This is a genomic window from Magnetococcales bacterium (assembly GCA_015231755.1).
In the GTDB taxonomy this organism is placed as follows: Bacteria; Pseudomonadota; Magnetococcia; order Magnetococcales; family Magnetaquicoccaceae; genus Magnetaquiglobus.
This window is the reverse complement of sequence record JADGAZ010000016.1, coordinates 1-18,449: the sequence shown is the minus strand read 5'-3', so window position 1 is coordinate 18,449 and position 18,449 is coordinate 1. Positions and strand designations below refer to the sequence as shown.

Sequence of the window (18,449 nt, the reverse complement as noted above, 5' to 3'; positions counted from 1 at the left end):
AGTGGGCAGGGCATGAACAACGCAGAACTGTATGCAACCATGTATCGCCGTTCCATCGACGACCGGGAAGCCTTCTGGCGGGAACAGGCGGAACTGATCCATTGGCACAAACCCTTCGACCGGGTGCTGGATTACGACAATCCCCCGTTTGCCCAATGGTTTCCGGGAGGATTGACCAACATCTGCTACAACGCGGTGGATCGTCACCTGGAGGAACGGGGCGATCAGACCGCCATCATCTGGGTCTCCACCGAAGTGGATCAACGGCAGGAGGTGAGCTATCGGGAGCTTTACCGGCAGGTCAACGAAATGGCCTCCCTGCTGCTGGAATTGGGGATCGTCTCCGGGGATCGGGTGTTGATCTATCTGCCGATGATTCCCGAAGCCATCGTGGCCATGATGGCCTGCGTGCGCATCGGCGCGGTTCACTCGGTGGTGTTCGGCGGTTTTGCCGCTCTGGCGCTGGCCTCCCGCATCGACGACGCCAGTCCGAAACTGATCATCACCGCCGACGCGGGCATGCGGGGAGGCAAAGTGACCCCCTACAAGCCCCTGCTGGTGGAAGGACTGGCCGCCATCGCCGTGGACCGGCCACAGGTGCTGGTGATCAATCGGGGATTGGCCGCAACGCCCTGCCCGATCGACGGCGAAATCGACTTCGCCTCCGCCATCGCCCGCCATGCGGGCCGAGAAGTGCCCCCGGTATGGGTTGAATCCTCCCATCCCTCCTATATCCTCTACACCTCCGGCACCACAGGTCGTCCCAAGGGGGCGCAGCGGGATACCGGTGGTCACATGGTGGCCATGCGGCAATCGATGAAGTGGATCTATGGGGTGCAGCCCGGTGAAGTGATGTTCGCCGGTTCCGATATCGGCTGGGTGGTGGGGCATTCCTATATCGTCTACGCGCCACTGCTCACCGGAGCCACCACCATTCTCTACGAAGGTCTGCCCATCCGACCCGATCCAGGCATCTGGTGGTCGTTGGTGGCCGATTATCGGGTCAGTTGCCTGTTCACCTCCCCCACCGCCATCCGGTTGCTGAAGAAAACCGGTGCCGATTGGATCCACGCCCACGATCTGTCCTCGTTGCGCACCCTGTTTCTGGCGGGAGAGCCTTTGGACAAAGAGACCCATCGCTGGGTCACCGAGGCCCTGGGCATCCCGGTGGTGGACAACTACTGGCAAACCGAAACCGGCTGGCCGATCCTCACCAATTTTGCCGGTCTGGGGCTGATGGAATTGAAATTCGGCTCGCCGACCAAACCGGCCTTCGGCTACGATACGGTGCTGCTGGACGAAAGCGGTGCCGAACTGGGTCCCAATACCAAAGGCTCCCTGATGATCCGGCCTCCCTTGCCGCCGGGATGCATGAGCACGATCTGGGGCGACGACGCCCGTTTCGTGCAGACCTATTTTTCCAGCGCCCGGCAGATGCTCTATGCCACCTTCGACTATGCCATCTACGATGACGACGGCTATTATTTCATCATGGGCCGCAACGACGATGTCATCAACGTGGCGGGGCACCGACTGGGCACGCGGGAGGTGGAAGAAGCCTTGTGTACCCATCCGTCTGTGGCGGAAGCCGCGGCGGTGGGCATCAAGGATGATCTGAAAGGACAGGAGATCGAAGCCTTCGTGGTGTTGATGAGCCATGCCGCCATTCCCACCGAAGACGAACTCAAAGCCGTGGTGGCCCGTCAGATCGGCGGCATCGCCAAGCCCAAATTTCTCCATGTGGTGCCGGGCCTGCCCAAAACCCGCTCCGGCAAGGTAATCCGCCGGGCCATTCTGGCCATCGCCGAAGGACGGGATCCCGGCGAACTGCCCACCATCGAAGACTCCAAAATGCTCGACGTGATCCGCGACGCCGTGCAGCACCGCTGATCCACCGGAAATCGTTCCACCCCGGCTCGCGCCCTTTAAGAAGGGCCTCTTGCAAAGCCGGGGTGGGACGATTCAACCCATCCCCATCCTCACTCCGGCATCACCAGTTCAAACCCGGCCCCGCACACCACCACCCCGTTGACCACCACCTCGACACGATGGCTCCCCGGATAATAACGGCGGGTGGTGATGGGTCGGATGGGATGACGTTTTTCAAGGTGCAGGATCTGGCCAGAAGCGACCTCCCGACAGACCCACTTGAACACCTTGGGAGAAAGCGTTCCCCGCTGGCGCTGATGATGAACCACATAATCGATGGAAAGACGACCCGCCTCCAGGCAGGACAAATCCACCCTGAAATCAAGACTCTCCCCCAGCACGATCCGTTCCCGCTCCAAACGAAACAGCGTTACCGTCGGGGGTTGCCCACCGGCAGCAAAACCCATCAGCGCCAAAGCCCCCGGATCCCCCTGTTTGATCAGGGTGCGCAACCCGTGCCCCACGATCCAACGGGTTCCGGCGTCACCGTTGGCCTGCCAGCGTCTCGCGGTCTCTACCGCCCGCACGGGATGATCCTTGGCCACATCGTTGAGATGATTGGCCACCGAACGCCGCACCACGGGATGAGGATCCACACACAACGGTTCGATGATGGCCAAGCCAAGGGAGGGATCCGCGATGAAAGGAGACAAACGCATCCCCCAAGGCAATCGGGGGCGGGAGCCTTCGGAAGCCAAACGCCGCACCCGCCAGTCCGGATGACGCGTCCATTGACCCATCCGCTGCAAGGTCAACTCTGGATGGTTCAGAATGTAAGGCCGAATGGCGAACTCGGCGCTAAAATAAAGCGTCATCCGCTCCAAAGCATCCAAGGCCAAAACGGGATGGTCCAGACCGTAGCGGCCCACAAAGTCCAAAAACGGCCAATGGCGGAATCCGTCATACCCCTCGCCCTCGATTCCCCCCGTGCCATCGTCTGCGCCCATGCTGGCCAGCAGGATCGCCAGGGCTGCGGGAAAATCCGCAGGCAGATGCTCCCGCAACCCATCGGCCAAACGTTGCACTCGGGCCTTGAGTTCCAGGCCGGGAAGGTCCGCCACCACTGCCGCGACAAAACGGGCCGCGTCGAAATCCGGATGATGGGCCGCCACCCGCTCGGCCATGACCGTTGCCAGGGCCGCGTCAAAAATGGACTTCAAAGCGCTCACCCCTTTTGAAGCCGCTCCGGCGGCCCCACCTCACCGGTTTACGAACCGCTGGGCTTGGGCAGATTTTCCGCAAGCCAAGCCACCAGGGTTTTCTTGTTGCGGGAAGCCAACAGAATCTGTCCCTGACCGGTGAACCGCAAGACCAGCGACTCCCCACTGGTGGCCGCGCTCAACAGACCGCCCAGAAAACCCCGTCCGCTGTTGGGGGTGGAGACCTCATATTCCAGGGTGGTTTCCCAGGCGACGATGTGTTCGTTGTCGATGGTGAGGGGCTGTCCCGGCTTCACATCCAACAAAAACACCGACCCGAAAGCCGCCACCGCCAGTTTGCCCCGTCCCTCGGTTTTCTGGATGAAAAATCCACCGGTGCCACCAAACAGGGCATGCCCCAGACTCTGGGTCGCCGATTTCACAACCACCCCCTCGGTGCAGGCCAGAAAAGCCCCATCGGCCAGAAAAAATTGTCGCTGCCCGATATCCAGCAGATGCATGCCCCCCGGAAAAGGCGCGGCCAGCAAAAGATCCCCCGGCCCGTTCTGGGCGGTGATCTTTTGCTGAAACATGCTCTCCTCGTTGGCGAAACGCCGGACCAAAGATCCCAGAATGCCTTGATTTCCCAAGGTTCCGTCCAGGGTCAGGGTCTCTTCCATCATGACCATGGCATTGGACTCCGCCAGAATCGATTCCCCTTTTTGCAACGCCACGTGCAAAAACGGATCGATTTCACCCGTAATCGTCAATTCCGACATCACAATCTCCTGTATCGACACGCAAAGAAAAACCACATGACTGCGCCCCTATGCCTTTTTCAGGGCCGGTTCAATTCCGCTCCACCGACTCCAGCAAAACCGTGATGGTTTGGCAATCGGCCTCGGTCAACTCGAACGCAAAAATTTCCAGATCCTCGCGCATATGCGTGGCCGAGGTGGTTCCGGTCAAAGGGGAAACCCCAACCTGGGTCAAATAGCGGAAAAACACCTGGGGGACCGTGCGTTGATACTGCCCGGCCAAGGCGGTCAGGACGGGATGGGACAAAAGCGCAGGATTGGCGGTCAAAGTCCAGAAGCTTTGATACACCATCCCCTGTTGTCGACAATACGCACGAATGCCCCGATCGTATCCGGTGGCCGCGTAAAAACGATTCTGGACCACTGCCGGCTTGATCCGGACGGCTTTGGTCAGACCGTCCAACAGATTGAGATCATAGCAGTTGCTGATACCCAGTTGTCGCACCCCCCCCTCCCCGACCAACCGCTCCATCACCTGCCAGACTTCCAGGGTCTGCACCAGCGTGGGCATGGGGGAGTGCAGGACCAGACAGTCCAGATAGGTGGTTTGCAGATTCTCAAGAGAAACCCGAAAGGATTGGACCACCTGTTCCGCCAGAGGCGCCTTGGGATCATAAGGCACGGTGCGGGGATCCTGACCATCCAGGGAGGTGAACTTGGTCTGCAAATAAAGGTCGGCCCGGGCCACCCCCCGTTGCAAACACGCCGCCACTCCCTGCCCCACTCCGGCCTCATGGTAGTGCCTGGGTTGACAGGCGGTGTCGATGGCCCGAAAGCCCAGATCAATGGCCTCTTCCACCAGCCTTGCCGTCTGCTCTTTTTTCCAGGCGGTTCCATAAAGGATCATCGGTCCATTCATCTTGTGTGCAATCATCCTCCAAAAACCAACATTAACCGGTGAGCAATCCGGCTCTCAAAGCGCGATAGAACCGGGTCACAACGATATAAGAAACAGAAAGAAATATAATCGCATACATCAAATAGACAGCAAAAAAGATGGGGCCAACCAGAACAAAAACTACAAGCAGAAAATACAATGGATGAACCAGGATCGCACCAATGGGGATCCCTCTCAAACAATAATTGACGACAAAACAAATCAAGAAAGCTTCAAGCCCGTACAACAGTGCCGCACCCATTTTCACAAAAAATTCATTCGAGACCACGAAGACACTACTCAGCATCGGATTTCCCAAATAGAATTTATCCGTTGCGAGGCTCAACCCATAAAAATCCATTGGCGGATTGAAGCATGAACTGGCATTAAAATACAATCCATAATAATAATGACAGATATCCCTCTCCCCCACCTCGTAGGAAAGAATCACATCCCGTCCCAATCCCAACCGCAAGAAAAGCTGATTGAACCCCTGGTACAGAATTTCCACATCATCCATATCCAATTCTGAAATCAACAAGAAGAGATTCTCGAAAGAATAATGGTCGTCCAACAAGACCAGTCTGGAAGTGGTCACCGCGGCGAACAGCGCGAACATCATCAACATGGAAAGTGCCAGATGTATGTTTCTCTTCACCCCCTCCTCGCCATAAAACAACCGCATCAGGTACAACATCAGAGGAGCCACCGCGACAAAACGGGATCCCGCCGTGATGCCCGAAATCGTGGAATAGATAAAAATAATCAGAATAGAAGGAGGACGCTTCCCGAACACATAGATAGCAATGATCAATAAAAAAATATAACTTCTAATGTAATGGGCAATTCCCGACAGCCTCCAGCCTCCGGTATCGGTTTCCACCCCGGTGATACCCAGATTGAAATAAAAGGCAACCAGACAAAACAGAATCATGAAAGCAATATGATACATCCTGATTGTAAATCGTGTTGTAAAGATGAACTTTCTGTTCTTCTGAGGTTTCGGCCTGCCCAGATACAACATGATAATAATCGGGACTGTAACAACAAAATAATAAAGAGAACGGAACAGACCATCCGCCAAATCAAATTCATACAGTCCAATCGCCAACCACCCGTCAACCTGGTATTTCTCCTCCCCAAGCATGACGATCCAGGGGGAGGAAAGCACCAGAAGAAACCAGATGGTCGAAATTCTCAACATGGGCGAATCCAGCTCCGCACAGGAAACCGTGTCAGTCTTTGGATGTCAAAAATGCACGGTTGCATTGAATCCGTCCACCACCATGCCGACACGACCACCGACAGCGGCATCACTCGCCAGGAAGGGCCGTTTCTCAGCCCAGGCGTGCGCCATCTGTTGCGCCGCCTCGATCTGCTCCGGGGACATGTGTCGGGTGATCGATTGACGGGTTTCCATGGCATCCCCCAACCCCTGCGACGCGGCCAAGTCCAGCCACGCATACGCCTGTACGTAATCCTGACTCACACCCCGACCATTGAGGTACAAGGTGCCCAGATTCATTTGCGCTCCCGCATGTCCTTGATCCGCCGACAAACGATACCAGGAGAAGGCCTGTTTGTCATCTTTCTGCACCCCGTATCCGTGTTCGTACATGAAGCCCAGATTGGACTGGGCATTGGCTTCTCCCTGCTGGGCCGCCTTGCGATACCAACTGACCGCCAACTCGTCGTTGTGAGCCACACCGCGCCCGATGGCATACATCACCCCGAGATTGAACTGCGCCCCGGCATGCCCCTGGTCCGCCGCCTTGTGGAACCAGTAGACCGACTGGATCATATCTTTCGGCACACCGTCGCCGTTGGCGTTCTTGATCGCCAGATTGAACTGGGCACCGGCATGTCCCTGGTTGGCGGATTGACGATACCAAAATGCCGCCTGCTTGGCGTCCGCGGCCAATTCCGACCAAGTATCATACGCGATCCCCAGATTGTACTGGGCCACGGGATCCCCCTGCTGCGCGGCCTTGAAAAACCAGGTCAAAGCCTGCCGGTCATCCTTGGGCATGCCCCGGGCATCCGCACACATGAAGCCAAGATTCAACTGGGCCTTGGCATTTCCCTGATCCGCCGACTGGCGATACCAGAACTGGGCCTGGGTGAAATCCTTCAAAACCCCGCGACCGTTTTCGAACATGATCCCGAGGTTGAACTGGGCCTTGGCATGGCCCTGGTCCGCCGCTTTCCGCCACCAGAATACGGCCTGCTGATCATCCCTGGGCAATCCACCCCGACCACTCTCGTACAGGATGCCCAGATTGAACTGGGCCTTGGCGTGTCCCTGGTCCGCCGCCAGACGAAACCAGAAGACCGCCTGACTGTCGTCTCTGGCCCCGCCCCGCCCCAGGCCGCACAAAATCCCCAGATTGTATTGGGCCTTGGCATCTCCCAGTTCCGCCGCCTTCTTGAACCAGTACACCGCCTGAAAGTCGTCCCGATCCACCTCTACACCCTGCTCGTACAGAATGCCGAGATTGAAACGGGCTTCCACACTCTCCTGGTCCGCCGCCTGACGATACCAGACTACCGCCTCCGCCCCGTCTTTGGGCAGACCGCCCCGACCCTGTTCGTACATCACCCCGAGGTTGTACTGGGCCTTGACATCCCCCTGTTCCGCCGCCAGACGCCACCACAAGACCGCCTGCTCGTCGTCCTGCGGCAAACCGCCACGGCCTCTTTCATGCATCACCCCCAAATTGTACCGCGCCCGCACATCCCCCCGTTCCGCCGCCTGTCGCCACCACAAGACCGCCTGTTCGTCATCGTTGGGGAGACCCCGTCCTTTCACATACAGGTTGCCCAGATTGTATTGGGCCTCCGCGTGCCCCTGTTCCGCCGCCTTGCGGTACCAGTGTACCGCCTGGGCATCATCCTGGGGCAGCCCACCCCGTCCCTGGGCGAACATGGCGCCCAGATTAAATTGAGCCTCGGACTCCCCCTCTCCCGCCGCCTTGAGATACCAGAACAACGCCTGCTGACCATCCTGTGGCACCCCCGAGCCATGCTCGTACACCACACCAAGGTTGAACTGGGCCTTCGGATACCCTTGTTCCGCCGCCTTGCGCCACCAATGCAAAGCCTGTTGCTCGTCTTTGGGCAGACCACCGCGTCCCTGTTCGTACATGACGCCAAGATTGAACTGGGCCTTGGCCTCGCCTTGTTCCGCCGCCTTGCTCCACAGGTAAACCGCCCGGACGGAGTCCTGCGGCACGCCGCGCCCCTCTTCAAACAGAATGCCGAGATTCAACCGGGCACTGGCATTCCCCTGTTCCGCCGCCTTGGTCCACCAGTAGACCGCCAGCACATCATCCTGGGAGACCCCGCGTCCTTTTTCATACATGATGCCCAGATTCAACTGCGCACCGACATTGCCCTGCGCCGCTGCCTTGCTCCACCAGAACACCGCCTGTCTGGGATCCAAAGGCAAACCACGCCCCTCGTCATAAAGAATACCCAGATTCAGTTGCGCCCCCGGGTTCCCCTGATTGGAGGCCTGACGATACCAGTAGGCCGCCTGTTCGTCGTCTTTGGGAACCGCACGACCGTTTTCGTACATGATGCCCAGATTGAGTTGGGCCTTGGCATGTCCCTGCTGCGCCGCCTTGGTCCACCAGAATACCGCTTTTTGATCGTCCCGGGGCGTATCCCCGCCGTCCTGAGAGGTGAAACCCAGAAAAAATTGCGCTTCGGCATCCCCCTGCTCTGCCTGATCTACGATGTTCCGGAAATCATCCATTGTCAGATCGCCACTCAATCGGTCAAAAGCCGATCCGGGTATGCTCATGATTCACCCTCTTGACGGTTTGAAAAATTGCGACTTAGCACTCTAAAGTGTGCCTCACAAGGCTGACACTGCCAAGGGTTCTGATCAATAAAAAAACCGAACGCCGCATAATCCACTCAACCGTCGAAAACCCACGGTCCAAAAAACCGGAAGGCGTACCATCAACCCGAATCGGAATTCCCATTCCCGGGGAATGTCCCTCCACCATTGACACTGCAACCGCTCTTTGAGAAAATTATCCATCTGGAGGCATCACCAAAATCGTCAGACGATTCTCAATCGTGTCACCCACATCCAGCATCATCCCCCGCTTGAGCGACCGCGGCCCATCCGCATCGACCACATCCGGGAACCCGCTGTGTGAGGAAACGAATCACCCGAAACCTGTCACCCGACCGGAAATACTCGTTAACTGAAACGGTTCCAAGGCGTCATCATGAAAGCATTAGTGTTGGGTGCCAGCGGCATGATCGGCAGTACCGTACTGCGTGTGCTCAGCGAAAAACAGGACTGGGAGGTGTTTGGCAGCGTCCGCGATCCGACGGTGAAACGGTTCTTTGCCCCTCCCATCGCCGACCGGTTGATCCACGGCATTGAGCTGGAAGCCTTCGATTCCCTGGTTTCCGTCCTGGACCGCGTTCGCCCCCAGGTGGTAATCAACTGCGCCGGCCTGACCAAACACAAACCCGAAGCAGATGATCCACTGATCACCCTGCCCATCAACGCCCTGATGCCCCACCGTCTGGCCAGAGTGTGCAAACTGGCGGGCGCCCGCTTGATCCATGTCAGCACCGATTGTGTCTTTTCCGGCGAGAAAGGCGGATATGTGGAGTCGGATTTCGCCGACGCCCGGGATGTTTACGGCAAATCCAAAGCCCTGGGGGAACTCCACCAGCCCGGCGCCGTGACCCTGCGCACCTCTACCATCGGACACGAACTGCAAAGCCAATACGGCCTGCTGGACTGGTTCCTGGCCCAGCAGGGACGCTGCAAGGGGTTCACCCGCGCCATTTTTTCCGGATTGCCCACGGTGGTTTTCGCCCAGGTGATTCGTGATGTGGTGATCCCCAATCCGGAACTGTCCGGTCTGTATCATGTCGCGGCGGAACCGATCAACAAGTTCGACCTGCTGCGCCTGATCGCCGACGTGTATGGCAAAACCATCGAGATCGAAGCGGATGACCGTCTGGTCATCGACCGCTCCCTCAACGCGCAACGCTTTCAACTGGCGACAGGCTATCACGCCCCCGGGTGGCCTGAATTGATCCACATCATGCATACCTACCAATAAGCCTGGACCTGCCATGTTCAAAGATAAAGTGCTGATGATCACAGGTGGCACGGGTTCTTTCGGGAATACCGTGCTCAATCGTTTTCTGAAGACCGATGTGCGCGAAATCCGCATTTTCAGCCGCGATGAAAAAAAGCAGGAAGACATGCGCATCGCGATGAATCACAACAAGCTCAAGTTCTACATCGGCGACATCCGGGATTACGACAGCGTGCATCAGGCGATGAAAGGGGTGGAATATGTCTTCCATGCCGCCGCCCTGAAACAGGTGCCCTCGTGTGAGTTCTATCCCATGGAAGCGGTACGCACCAACGTGACCGGCACCGAAAACGTGTTGAACGCCGCCACGGCCAACGGGGTCAAACGGGTGGTGGTGCTGAGTACGGACAAGGCGGTCTATCCCATCAACGCCATGGGCATTTCCAAAGCCATGGCGGAAAAATTGATGATCGCCAAGGCCCGCATGCAAGAAGAAGGAGAAACAGTATTCTGCGCCACCCGCTATGGCAATGTCATGGCCTCCCGTGGATCGGTGATTCCGCTGTTCGTCTCCCAGCTCAAGGAAAACAAACCCCTGACCGTGACCGATCCCAACATGACCCGCTTCCTCATGTCTCTGGAAGACTCGGTGGATCTGGTGCTGTACGCCTACGAGCACGGCCAGCAGGGGGACATCTTCGTGCAAAAAGCCCCGGCTTCCACCGTGGCGGTTCTGGCGCAGGCGCTCCAGGAACTCTTCCAGAAGGACAACCCGATTCGCATCATCGGAACCCGTCACGGAGAAAAACTGTACGAGTCCCTCATCTCCCGGGAAGAGATGGCCCATGCCCAGGATCTGGGGGGGTACTATCGCATCCCCGCCGACAACCGCAATCTCAACTACGCGAAATATTTCAGCGAAGGCGAAGAAAAAATTTCGCATCAGGACGATTACACGTCACACAGCACCCATCGCCTGAATGTGGAACAGGTCAAAACGTTGCTGATGAAACTGGATTACATCAAGGAAGAATTGAAAAATGTTTAAAATCATGACCATTGTGGGCACTCGGCCCGAACTGATCAAGATGAGCCGGGTGATTGCCGAGTTCGACCAACACACCCGACACATTCTGGTGCATACCGGCCAGAACTTCGACTATGAACTGAACCAACTGTTCTTTGAAGACCTGGGAATCCGCAAACCGGATCATTTTCTCGAAGCGGTGGGGGAAAATGCGGCCCAGACCATTGCCCGGGTGATCGAAAAGGCCGACTTGGTGATGGAACAGGAAAAACCGGATGGGGTGATGCTCTACGGGGATACCAACTCCTGTCTGGCGGTGATTGCCGCCAAACGCCGCAAGATTCCGGTGTTCCACATGGAGGCGGGCAACCGCTGCTTCGACCAGCGGGTGCCGGAAGAGTTGAACCGCAAGGTCCTCGACCACCTCAGCGACATCAATCTGGTGCTCACCGAGCATGCCCGCCGTTACCTGATCGCCGAAGGCATCCGTCCCGAGACCATCATCAAGACCGGCTCCCACATGCGTGAGGTGCTGGATCACTACATGCCGAAAATCGAACAGTCGGATGCGCTGCAACGCATGGGACTGAAAGCGGGTCAATTTTTCATCGTCAGCGCCCATCGGGAAGAGAATGTCGATACCCCGCAAAACCTGCTGGATATGGTCGAAACCCTCAACGCCCTGGCGGAGCAGTACAACATTCCGGTGATCGTTTCCACCCACCCCCGCACCCGGAAACGGCTCGACGCACTGCAACTGGGCCAGTTGAACCGCCACATTCAATTTCTCAAACCCTTCGGCTTCTGCGACTACATCAAGTTGCAAATGGAGGCGTTGTGCGTGGTGTCGGACAGCGGCACCATCACCGAGGAAGGATCCCTGCTGAATCTGCCCGCCATCACCATTCGCAACGCCCATGAGCGTCCGGAAGGAATGGATGTGGGCACACTGATCATGAGCGGACTGAAAAAAGATCGGGTGCTGGATGCGGTCCGGGTGATCATCGCCCAGCACGACCGGACCAAACGGGTCATGCGGCCCGTGGCAGACTACGAAGCCGGAGCCGTCTCCAAACAGATGCTGCGCATTGTCTTGAGCTATATCGACTATGTGAACCGGACCGTGTGGTCGGCGCCCCATTGATGCGACCGCAGAGAGCGGCAATAAACTCCATGCCGCTTGGCACCCGCTTTGAAGACAGATGAAACACCGGAAATTCTGGCCATGGGTCAAAATCACCGACGTTCCAGCCCAAACCTGCAATAAACCAACCCCGGGCGGCGCCACCTCCTGCCGCCCGGGGTCATCCATCGATGGCGGGAAAGCTTTTCTTTAACAGCTTCCGTGCATCACGCCAAGACGGTCCGCGAAATAGTGGTGTTCCCCCAGAGGGGCGGCGGGACGAAACAACCAATTGATTTCGCTGGCCGAAAGACCAACCTGACTCTGCAATTGACCACACAGGGTGCGGCGCTCGCTTTCGAGCAGTTTCAGGGTGTGGTGAAGGGCATTGATCCGCTCCTCGTTGGCTTCGAGCAAAGCCTGGGCATGCAGCCCCGGATTGGTCAAACGCATGGAATCGGAGAGGGTGGAAGCGTGCATCGTTTGTCCCCTGATGGCTTAAGATAGTGATCATCCTTGTCAGCGTCAAAAGACGCATCAACTCAAGATGGACCATCCATCACGATGCAAAAAAAAGACCAGCACGTCACGAAAGTACGTGATTTGACTCACTGATGGGGTCCAGGGGCCAATGGCCCCTGGTGGAATCCAAGGGCGAAGCCCTTGGGACTTTAAAAACACAAAATTTTATTAATTAAAAAAAACCAAGACCCTGGGGAATGAATTCCCCAGACCCCTTCTTTTCTTTCAAAAGTTTATATTCCTCCAAAACAGGGATCGTTCAACGTCCGGCGGGTCTCCACTGGCGCGCCCGGGATTGGGCCTGTCCGATGCGGACCGGACTCATCACCTCTGCCAAGTGATCCCGCCGCGCGACGGCCTCGGCGTTGCCCTGCATGGCGGCCAACTCCAGCCACATGTAGGCCTGGGCATGATCTTCCGGCACCCCCTGCCCCATGGCGAGCATGCAACCATAGTTCAACTGGGCCATGTCATATCCCTGTTCGGCGGCCTGACGACACCAGCGGGCCGCCTCCGCGTCATCCCGGTCCACCCCCCGGCCTTCGCTGTAAACCCGGCTCAACTGTAGCCGGGCCTGAGCCAAACCTTGATCGGCAGCCGCCCGGAACCATTTCAATGCCAGTTGGGAGGATTTGGCCACGCCTTCTCCGGCATCGTACATCAGTCCCAGATTGAAACAGGCCAAAGCCAATCCCTGCTCGGCGGCCAGATGAAACCACCGAACCGCCTCCCGCTCATCCCTGGGCACTCCCTTGCCCTGACGATGGCTCAGACCCAAATGATACTGGGCGTGGGCATTGCCCTGCTCGGCGGCCAGACGAAACCACCGGACCGCCTCCTGCAGATTGACCGGAACCAGTTTGCCCGCCTCCAGGATCACCCCCAGATTGTACTGAGCGTGTACCGCGCCCTGCTCGGCGGCCAGACGAAACCACTTGATGGCCAAAGGACCATTCTTCGGCACCCCCTTGCCCTGATGATACAGCATGCCCAGATTCTGCTGGGCCAGGGGATGCCCCTGTTCAGCCGCCAACCGGAACCACTTCAACGCCTCCTTGTCATCCTTGGAGACGCCATCCTGATCCCCCTTGAGGTGCAGGGTGCCAAGTTGACATTGGGCCTTGGCCTCACCCTGCTCCGCCGCCTCCCGCAGTGTTGCCACTTCCTTTCGTGTCATCATTCTCTTGGCCCCCCCTCCCCTTTTCCAACCATGACAAAATCGTCAGACCCCGCGCTGCCCCCTCTTGCGTTCGTGTTCCTTGAGCAATTTCTTGCGCATGCGCAGGCTCTTGGGAGTCACCTCCACCAGTTCATCGTCGTTGATGAACTCCAGGCACTGCTCCAAAGAGTAGTTCATATGCGGGGTCAGCAAAATGGCGTCGTCGGAACCCGATGCGCGAATGTTGGTCAACTGCTTGCCCTTCATGGGATTGACCACCAGATCCTGATTGCGACTGTTGATGCCGATGATCATCCCCTCGTAGACCGGAACCCCCGGAGGCACGAACAGACGGCCCCGTTCCTGAAGGTTCCACAAGGCATAAGCCACGGTCTTGCCCACATCCATGGCGATCAGCACCCCGTTGCGGCGTCCTCCCAGATTGGCCTGGGTCAGGGGACCGTATTCATGGAAAATCCGCGAAATCAGACCAGTTCCCGAGGTCATGGTCCGGAATTCGGTCTGGAAACCGATCAGGCCACGGGCGGGAATGATATAATCGAGCCGGACCCGACCCCGACCATCCGGAACCATATCCTTCAAATCGCCACGCCGCATGCCCAACGCTTCCATGACCGGACCCTGATGGGTCTCCTCCACATCCACGGTGAGGTATTCGTATGGTTCCTTGAACTCCCCGTCGATGTTGCGCAGGATCACCTCGGGCCGGGAGACTCCCAGTTCGTACCCTTCGCGCCGCATGTTCTCGATCAGAATGGACAGATGCAGCTCCCCCCGACCCGATACCCGGAAACGATCGCTGTTGTCGGTCTCTTCGACCCGCAGGGCGACGTTGTGTTCCAACTCCTTGAAAAGCCTCTCCCGCAATTGACGGCTGGTGACGAATTTCCCCTCCTGACCCGCCATGGGAGAGTCGTTGACCTGAAAGGTCATGCTCACCGTCGGCTGGTCCACCGCCAAAGCCGGCAACGGCTCGACATGCTCGACATGACACAGAGTGTCGGAAATCCCCAACCCTTCCACCCCGGTGAAGGCGATGATCTCGCCGGCCCGGGCAAACTGCACCTCGATGCGCTCCAGGCCGAGAAAGCTGTAAATCTTGGCAATTTTGCCGTTGCGACGCTGTCCGTCCGGGGCCACCACGGTCACCAGGCTGTTGGCCACCGCCGTGCCCCGTTCCACCCGGCCAATGCCGATGATTCCCACATAATTGCTGTGATCCAGCGCCGAAACCCGCATACGGAAATAGCCATCCAACTCCACCGTGGGAGGTGGCGTGCGGTCCACGATGGTTTCAAACAGGGCTTCCATGTCCCGACCTTTGACATCGGGCTGCAACGACGCCCACCCTTCGAGAGCCGAGGCGTACACCACCGGAAAATCCAACTGCTCATCCGTGGCACCCAGACGATCGAACAGATCGAACGTGCGATCCAGCACCCACAAAGGCCGGGCGCCATCCCGGTCCACCTTGTTGATCACCACGATGGGCTTGAATCCCATGTCAAACGCCTTGCGGGTGACGAAACGGGTCTGAGGCATGGGACCATCCACCGCATCCACCAGCAGCAGCACCGAGTCCACCATGGAAAGCACCCGTTCCACCTCACCACCGAAGTCGGCATGGCCAGGAGTGTCCACAATATTGATACGATATTCCCGCCATTGGATGGCGGTATTCTTCGCCAGAATGGTGATTCCCCGTTCCCGTTCCAGGTCGTTGGAATCCATCACCCGTTCCTGGACATCGCCCCGCTGGGCGAGTGTGCCGGATTGTTGAAGCAGTTTATCAACCAGGGTGGTCTTGCCATGGTCCACGTGGGCGATGATGGCGATGTTGCGCAGTAAGTCAAGCACGATGAATTTCCTTGATGGGTGCGGTCATTTCTTTTTTTTCTTTTTGGCCGCAGGTGGGGCCGCTTTGACCGGCTGAGCCGGAGGTTCGACCCGGCGAGGGTCGGGTAAACGCGGGAGAGGTTCCGTCACCCGCGTCGAGGGAATGCCGGAACCCAACAATCCGGTCCGCAACGTATCGGAAAGCTCCCGTTCCCTTTCCAGGGCAGCGGTGAGTTGTTGTCGCAGCATGGAAGCCTGAGTCTCTTTGCGTCCCAGAAGCATGAAAAGCGCACGCATCAGGGAGGACAAAGGCAAACCATCAGCATTGGAATGGGTATTGGACTCTTCCAGATACCGTTGCATCGCCTCTTCCGCGACACCGGCCAGCCAGGCCGCCTCGGAGAGGGACAAATCGGGCAGTTGCTCAAAACGGGCCGTGTCAATACGGCTGGATGCTGGGTCGGACAATGGACGTTTCATTCCGGGGCATGCCTGAAATCCAAGGAGATCAAACCGGGTGAATGCTCTACGAACGGGAGCGAACCTCGAATCATGACAGACTCCAGCCGGTTTGAGCAAGGAACTTATCACAAAGATCGGCGGATTCTCCATCCCCCGATCCCCGGAAGACAACCGGTAAAAGGGAAGACAAACCGCCCCGAACCGGATACAATACGCACTTTCTTTATCGACCGGTTTTCCCAAGCAAAAAGGATCACCCGCAAAATGACGGATCATGATTACACCCTTCCGATTCCTGACGGTTCGGCGCGCCGTCTGGCTGTGGGCTGGCTCTTTCTGGCCCTTTATTCCCTGATCGGGGCCGGATTGGTGGTCATTCTGATTCTGATCGCCCGCATGCCGGTGATCCATGACATGATCCCCTGGACCGGATCCTTCAAAACCGCTCTGGTGATTCATGTCGATCTGTCCGTGCTGGTATGGTTTTTGTCCTTCGCTGGTCTGCTGGCTTGTTTAAACCTCCGGGAAGGAGCCGGACGAATCGGACTGGCCGCCTTGGGGGTGGCCGCCACAGGCGCCCTTCTGATCACCTTTTCACCGTTTCTGGGGGCCGATGCCCCTTACATGAACAACTATGTGCCGGTACTCGAAAACAGCGCCTTTTTCCTCGGCCTAATCCTTTTTCTCTCCGGGGTCGGCGTGATGAGCCTTTACGCCCTGCTGGTCTCACGCCCTTCCGAAGGATGGTCGAAAGGCGCGGGGGCGTTACGCTTCGGGCTACGCACCGGTCTGCTCATCCTGATCATTTCGCTGCTCACCTGGGTATGGAGCTATCGAGTCCTGACCAAGGGACTCGACGGGGTGATCTTCTACGAGGCTTTGTTCTGGGGTGGCGGGCATGTGCTGCAATTCACCCATACCCAACTGGTGATCGTCGCGTGGTTGTGGCTGGCTTCGGCCTCCGGGGGCATGCCCAGTCTGACCCCTCGGGTAATGGCCTTCCTGTTCCTGCTTGGCGCCCTGCCCGTGGCCCTGGCGCCGATCCTGCACTGGCGTTTCATCCCCGGGGATCCGGGATTTCAGGCGGGCTTCGCCGACTTGATGAAATACGGTGGCGGTGTCGCCGCCCTGCCCGCCGGATTGGCGGCCTTCATGGCCTGGAAAAAAACCGCTCCCGACATTCGTTTTCAGCCCTTGCGACTGGCATTGATTCTCTCCTTGGTGCTGTTCGGGGTGGGTGGTGTGATCGGATTTTTGATTCAGGGGATCAATGTCACCATTCCCTCCCACTATCATGGCTCCATCGTCTCGGTGACCGTGGCCTATATGGGCCTGACCTATCACCTGTTGCCCGGTCTGGGATTCAACGTGCCAAACCGGAAATGGGCGACCCGACAGTTGTGGCTGTATGGCGGCGGCTCCTTGTTGCACGTCGCCGGGCTGGCTTGGTCGGGCATGCTGGGCATCCAACGCAAAACCGCCGGCGAGGCCCAGGGACTGGAAACCCTCACCAAAAAGGCTGCCATGGGCTTGACCGGCGCCGGCGGCCTGATTGCCGTAATCGGTGGCATCCTGTTTCTGGTGATCTGCTATCGTACCATTCGCAACCCCCGGTCCGAGACTTGACAAACCCAAGCCAATGAGGTAAACATCTCACCCTTGACCGCTGCTTCAGTCCTGCGGAGGAGTTCCAGAGTGGTCGAATGGGACGGTCTCGAAAATCGTTGTGGGGGTGACCCCACCCAGGGTTCGAATCCCTGCTCCTCCGCCATTTAGTTTTATCTATCATTCTTTAGTTGTCAACGCGCTGGCGCGCTCCTGAAATTTCCCCAACAAATTCAACAGTTACGAAACAGCCTTAGAGAAGATCCCGCCCTGTTTTTCGCCTGCCCAATGCCATTTCGGCCCCCGAACTCTCCATTTTGCCCTCTCTTCTCCATTCCGACTCCACGCACCGGGGGTGAGTGGGGTTCAACCCCACCCGCGATTTTGTTGGAGTTTTCAAATACCCGGTTCGAATAGGGAGATGGGGGGCGAGAGAGACCACAATCGAACGCTTCTGTATCATGGAGAGGGAGAATGGCAGGGCAGAGACGCAAGGATCTCAGCAACTAATGGAAACTGTCAGAATCTCCAAATCACGCTGAAACAATTCACTTTTTTCTCTAGGGCTACGGGCAAACAGGTTCCTATCGAAATGGTTACCCATGGTCATCATGCGTAGCAGCCCGTTGATAAAACCGTTTCAGTCTGATGCCGGTTGATGAAGTGAAATTACGAACAGAGCAGAGATTTCACCGCAACCGGCCAGCCCGACACCCAAAAACAGCGCATCCCCCTCGGTCAGCAGGAGGACAAAGAGGTAACGCGCACTCGCCCACTCCTTCGGCGTGCCATACCCCGTCAAATGCCATGAGATTTCAACAAAGGCGTCAAATAGGTTAACAATATCAGCAAAGTC

General features: G+C 57.5%; 15 protein-coding genes and 1 tRNA gene. 6 read left to right on the top strand and 10 right to left on the bottom strand.

The genetic code is table 11. The features are described 5' to 3' along the window. Positions 1 to 12 precede the first annotated feature (12 nt). Positions 13 to 1,890 carry a propionate--CoA ligase gene (locus HQL98_11375; GenBank protein MBF0272649.1) on the top strand — a complete coding sequence of 626 codons (1,878 nt, stop codon included), beginning with the start codon at positions 13 to 15 and terminating at the stop codon, positions 1,888 to 1,890. Between the two features lie 89 nt (positions 1,891 to 1,979). Here HQL98_11375 and HQL98_11370 read toward each other — a convergent pair whose 3' ends face one another. The 5 genes from HQL98_11370 to HQL98_11350 all read right to left on the bottom strand — a co-directional run bounded on the left by HQL98_11370 (position 1,980) and on the right by HQL98_11350 (position 8,568). After that, on the bottom strand, positions 1,980 to 3,089 hold the full coding sequence (locus HQL98_11370) for a DNA alkylation repair protein (GenBank protein ID MBF0272648.1): 1,110 nt from the start codon (positions 3,087 to 3,089) through the stop codon (positions 1,980 to 1,982). Between the two features lie 47 nt (positions 3,090 to 3,136). Further along, positions 3,137 to 3,847, bottom strand: coding sequence for a TIGR00266 family protein (locus HQL98_11365; GenBank protein ID MBF0272647.1), 711 nt, complete (start codon positions 3,845 to 3,847; stop codon positions 3,137 to 3,139). 70 nt (positions 3,848 to 3,917) lie between these two features. Further along, positions 3,918 to 4,760 carry an aldo/keto reductase gene (locus tag HQL98_11360; protein MBF0272646.1) on the bottom strand — a complete coding sequence of 281 codons (843 nt, stop codon included), beginning with the start codon at positions 4,758 to 4,760 and terminating at the stop codon, positions 3,918 to 3,920. A gap of 16 nt (positions 4,761 to 4,776) precedes the next feature. Next, positions 4,777 to 5,967, bottom strand: coding sequence for a hypothetical protein (locus tag HQL98_11355; protein ID MBF0272645.1), 1,191 nt, complete (start codon positions 5,965 to 5,967; stop codon positions 4,777 to 4,779). A gap of 45 nt (positions 5,968 to 6,012) precedes the next feature. Beyond that, positions 6,013 to 8,568 carry an SEL1-like repeat protein gene (locus HQL98_11350; protein MBF0272644.1) on the bottom strand — a complete coding sequence of 852 codons (2,556 nt, stop codon included), beginning with the start codon at positions 8,566 to 8,568 and terminating at the stop codon, positions 6,013 to 6,015. A gap of 436 nt (positions 8,569 to 9,004) precedes the next feature. Between HQL98_11350 and HQL98_11345 the strand changes: the two genes are divergently transcribed. The 3 genes from HQL98_11345 to wecB are packed head-to-tail and all read left to right on the top strand — an operon-like array spanning position 9,005 to position 12,009. Next, positions 9,005 to 9,859, top strand: coding sequence for an SDR family oxidoreductase (locus HQL98_11345; protein MBF0272643.1), 855 nt, complete (start codon positions 9,005 to 9,007; stop codon positions 9,857 to 9,859). 13 nt (positions 9,860 to 9,872) lie between these two features. After that, a complete protein-coding gene (locus HQL98_11340) occupies positions 9,873 to 10,886 on the top strand; it encodes a polysaccharide biosynthesis protein (protein MBF0272642.1) in 1,014 nt (337 codons plus the stop codon). Continuing rightward, positions 10,879 to 12,009 carry a UDP-N-acetylglucosamine 2-epimerase (non-hydrolyzing) gene (gene wecB / locus HQL98_11335; GenBank protein MBF0272641.1) on the top strand — a complete coding sequence of 377 codons (1,131 nt, stop codon included), beginning with the start codon at positions 10,879 to 10,881 and terminating at the stop codon, positions 12,007 to 12,009. Before HQL98_11340 ends, wecB begins: the two co-directional genes overlap by 8 nt. 189 nt (positions 12,010 to 12,198) lie before the next feature. Here wecB and HQL98_11330 read toward each other — a convergent pair whose 3' ends face one another. The 4 genes from HQL98_11330 to HQL98_11315 all read right to left on the bottom strand — a co-directional run bounded on the left by HQL98_11330 (position 12,199) and on the right by HQL98_11315 (position 16,006). Then, positions 12,199 to 12,468, bottom strand: coding sequence for a hypothetical protein (locus HQL98_11330; GenBank protein MBF0272640.1), 270 nt, complete (start codon positions 12,466 to 12,468; stop codon positions 12,199 to 12,201). Between the two features lie 301 nt (positions 12,469 to 12,769). Next, positions 12,770 to 13,690 (bottom strand): sel1 repeat family protein, encoded by a 921-nt coding sequence (locus HQL98_11325; protein MBF0272639.1) that lies wholly within the window; start codon positions 13,688 to 13,690, stop codon positions 12,770 to 12,772. 42 nt (positions 13,691 to 13,732) lie between these two features. Continuing rightward, entirely contained in the window at positions 13,733 to 15,547 is a 1,815-nt protein-coding gene (gene typA, locus HQL98_11320; GenBank protein ID MBF0272638.1) for a translational GTPase TypA, read from the bottom strand. A 24-nt stretch (positions 15,548 to 15,571) separates the two neighbouring features. Then, positions 15,572 to 16,006: a hypothetical protein gene (locus tag HQL98_11315; protein MBF0272637.1), complete on the bottom strand. Its 435-nt coding sequence runs from the start codon at positions 16,004 to 16,006 to the stop codon at positions 15,572 to 15,574. Between the two features lie 246 nt (positions 16,007 to 16,252). On the opposite strand from HQL98_11315, the gene HQL98_11310 reads away from it, so the two are divergent. Together HQL98_11310 and HQL98_11305 are read left to right on the top strand one after the other, a co-directional pair. Next, entirely contained in the window at positions 16,253 to 17,614 is a 1,362-nt protein-coding gene (locus HQL98_11310) for a cbb3-type cytochrome c oxidase subunit I (GenBank protein ID MBF0272636.1), read from the top strand. A 55-nt stretch (positions 17,615 to 17,669) separates the two neighbouring features. After that, positions 17,670 to 17,759 (top strand) — tRNA-Ser (locus HQL98_11305). 474 nt (positions 17,760 to 18,233) lie between these two features. Here the strand turns inward: HQL98_11305 and HQL98_11300 are convergent. Then, a partial coding sequence (locus HQL98_11300) for a hypothetical protein (protein MBF0272635.1) occupies positions 18,234 to 18,449 on the bottom strand: 216 nt, incomplete at its 5' end.

Excerpts from the sequence above, each read along its gene's own strand:
- HQL98_11360 (MBF0272646.1), bottom strand. The coding sequence starts at position 4,760 with ATGATTGCACACAAGATGAATGGACCGATGATCCTTTATGGAACCGCC.
- HQL98_11325 (MBF0272639.1), bottom strand. The coding sequence starts at position 13,690 with ATGATGACACGAAAGGAAGTGGCAACACTGCGGGAGGCGGCGGAGCAG.
- HQL98_11315 (MBF0272637.1), bottom strand. The coding sequence starts at position 16,006 with ATGAAACGTCCATTGTCCGACCCAGCATCCAGCCGTATTGACACGGCC.
- HQL98_11355 (MBF0272645.1), bottom strand. The coding sequence starts at position 5,967 with ATGTTGAGAATTTCGACCATCTGGTTTCTTCTGGTGCTTTCCTCCCCC.
- HQL98_11310 (MBF0272636.1), top strand. The coding sequence starts at position 16,253 with ATGACGGATCATGATTACACCCTTCCGATTCCTGACGGTTCGGCGCGC.
- HQL98_11375 (MBF0272649.1), top strand. The coding sequence starts at position 13 with ATGAACAACGCAGAACTGTATGCAACCATGTATCGCCGTTCCATCGAC.
- HQL98_11345 (MBF0272643.1), top strand. The coding sequence starts at position 9,005 with ATGAAAGCATTAGTGTTGGGTGCCAGCGGCATGATCGGCAGTACCGTA.
- wecB (MBF0272641.1), top strand. The coding sequence starts at position 10,879 with ATGTTTAAAATCATGACCATTGTGGGCACTCGGCCCGAACTGATCAAG.
- HQL98_11350 (MBF0272644.1), bottom strand. The coding sequence starts at position 8,568 with ATGAGCATACCCGGATCGGCTTTTGACCGATTGAGTGGCGATCTGACA.
- HQL98_11340 (MBF0272642.1), top strand. The coding sequence starts at position 9,873 with ATGTTCAAAGATAAAGTGCTGATGATCACAGGTGGCACGGGTTCTTTC.
- HQL98_11365 (MBF0272647.1), bottom strand. The coding sequence starts at position 3,847 with ATGTCGGAATTGACGATTACGGGTGAAATCGATCCGTTTTTGCACGTG.
- HQL98_11330 (MBF0272640.1), bottom strand. The coding sequence starts at position 12,468 with ATGCACGCTTCCACCCTCTCCGATTCCATGCGTTTGACCAATCCGGGG.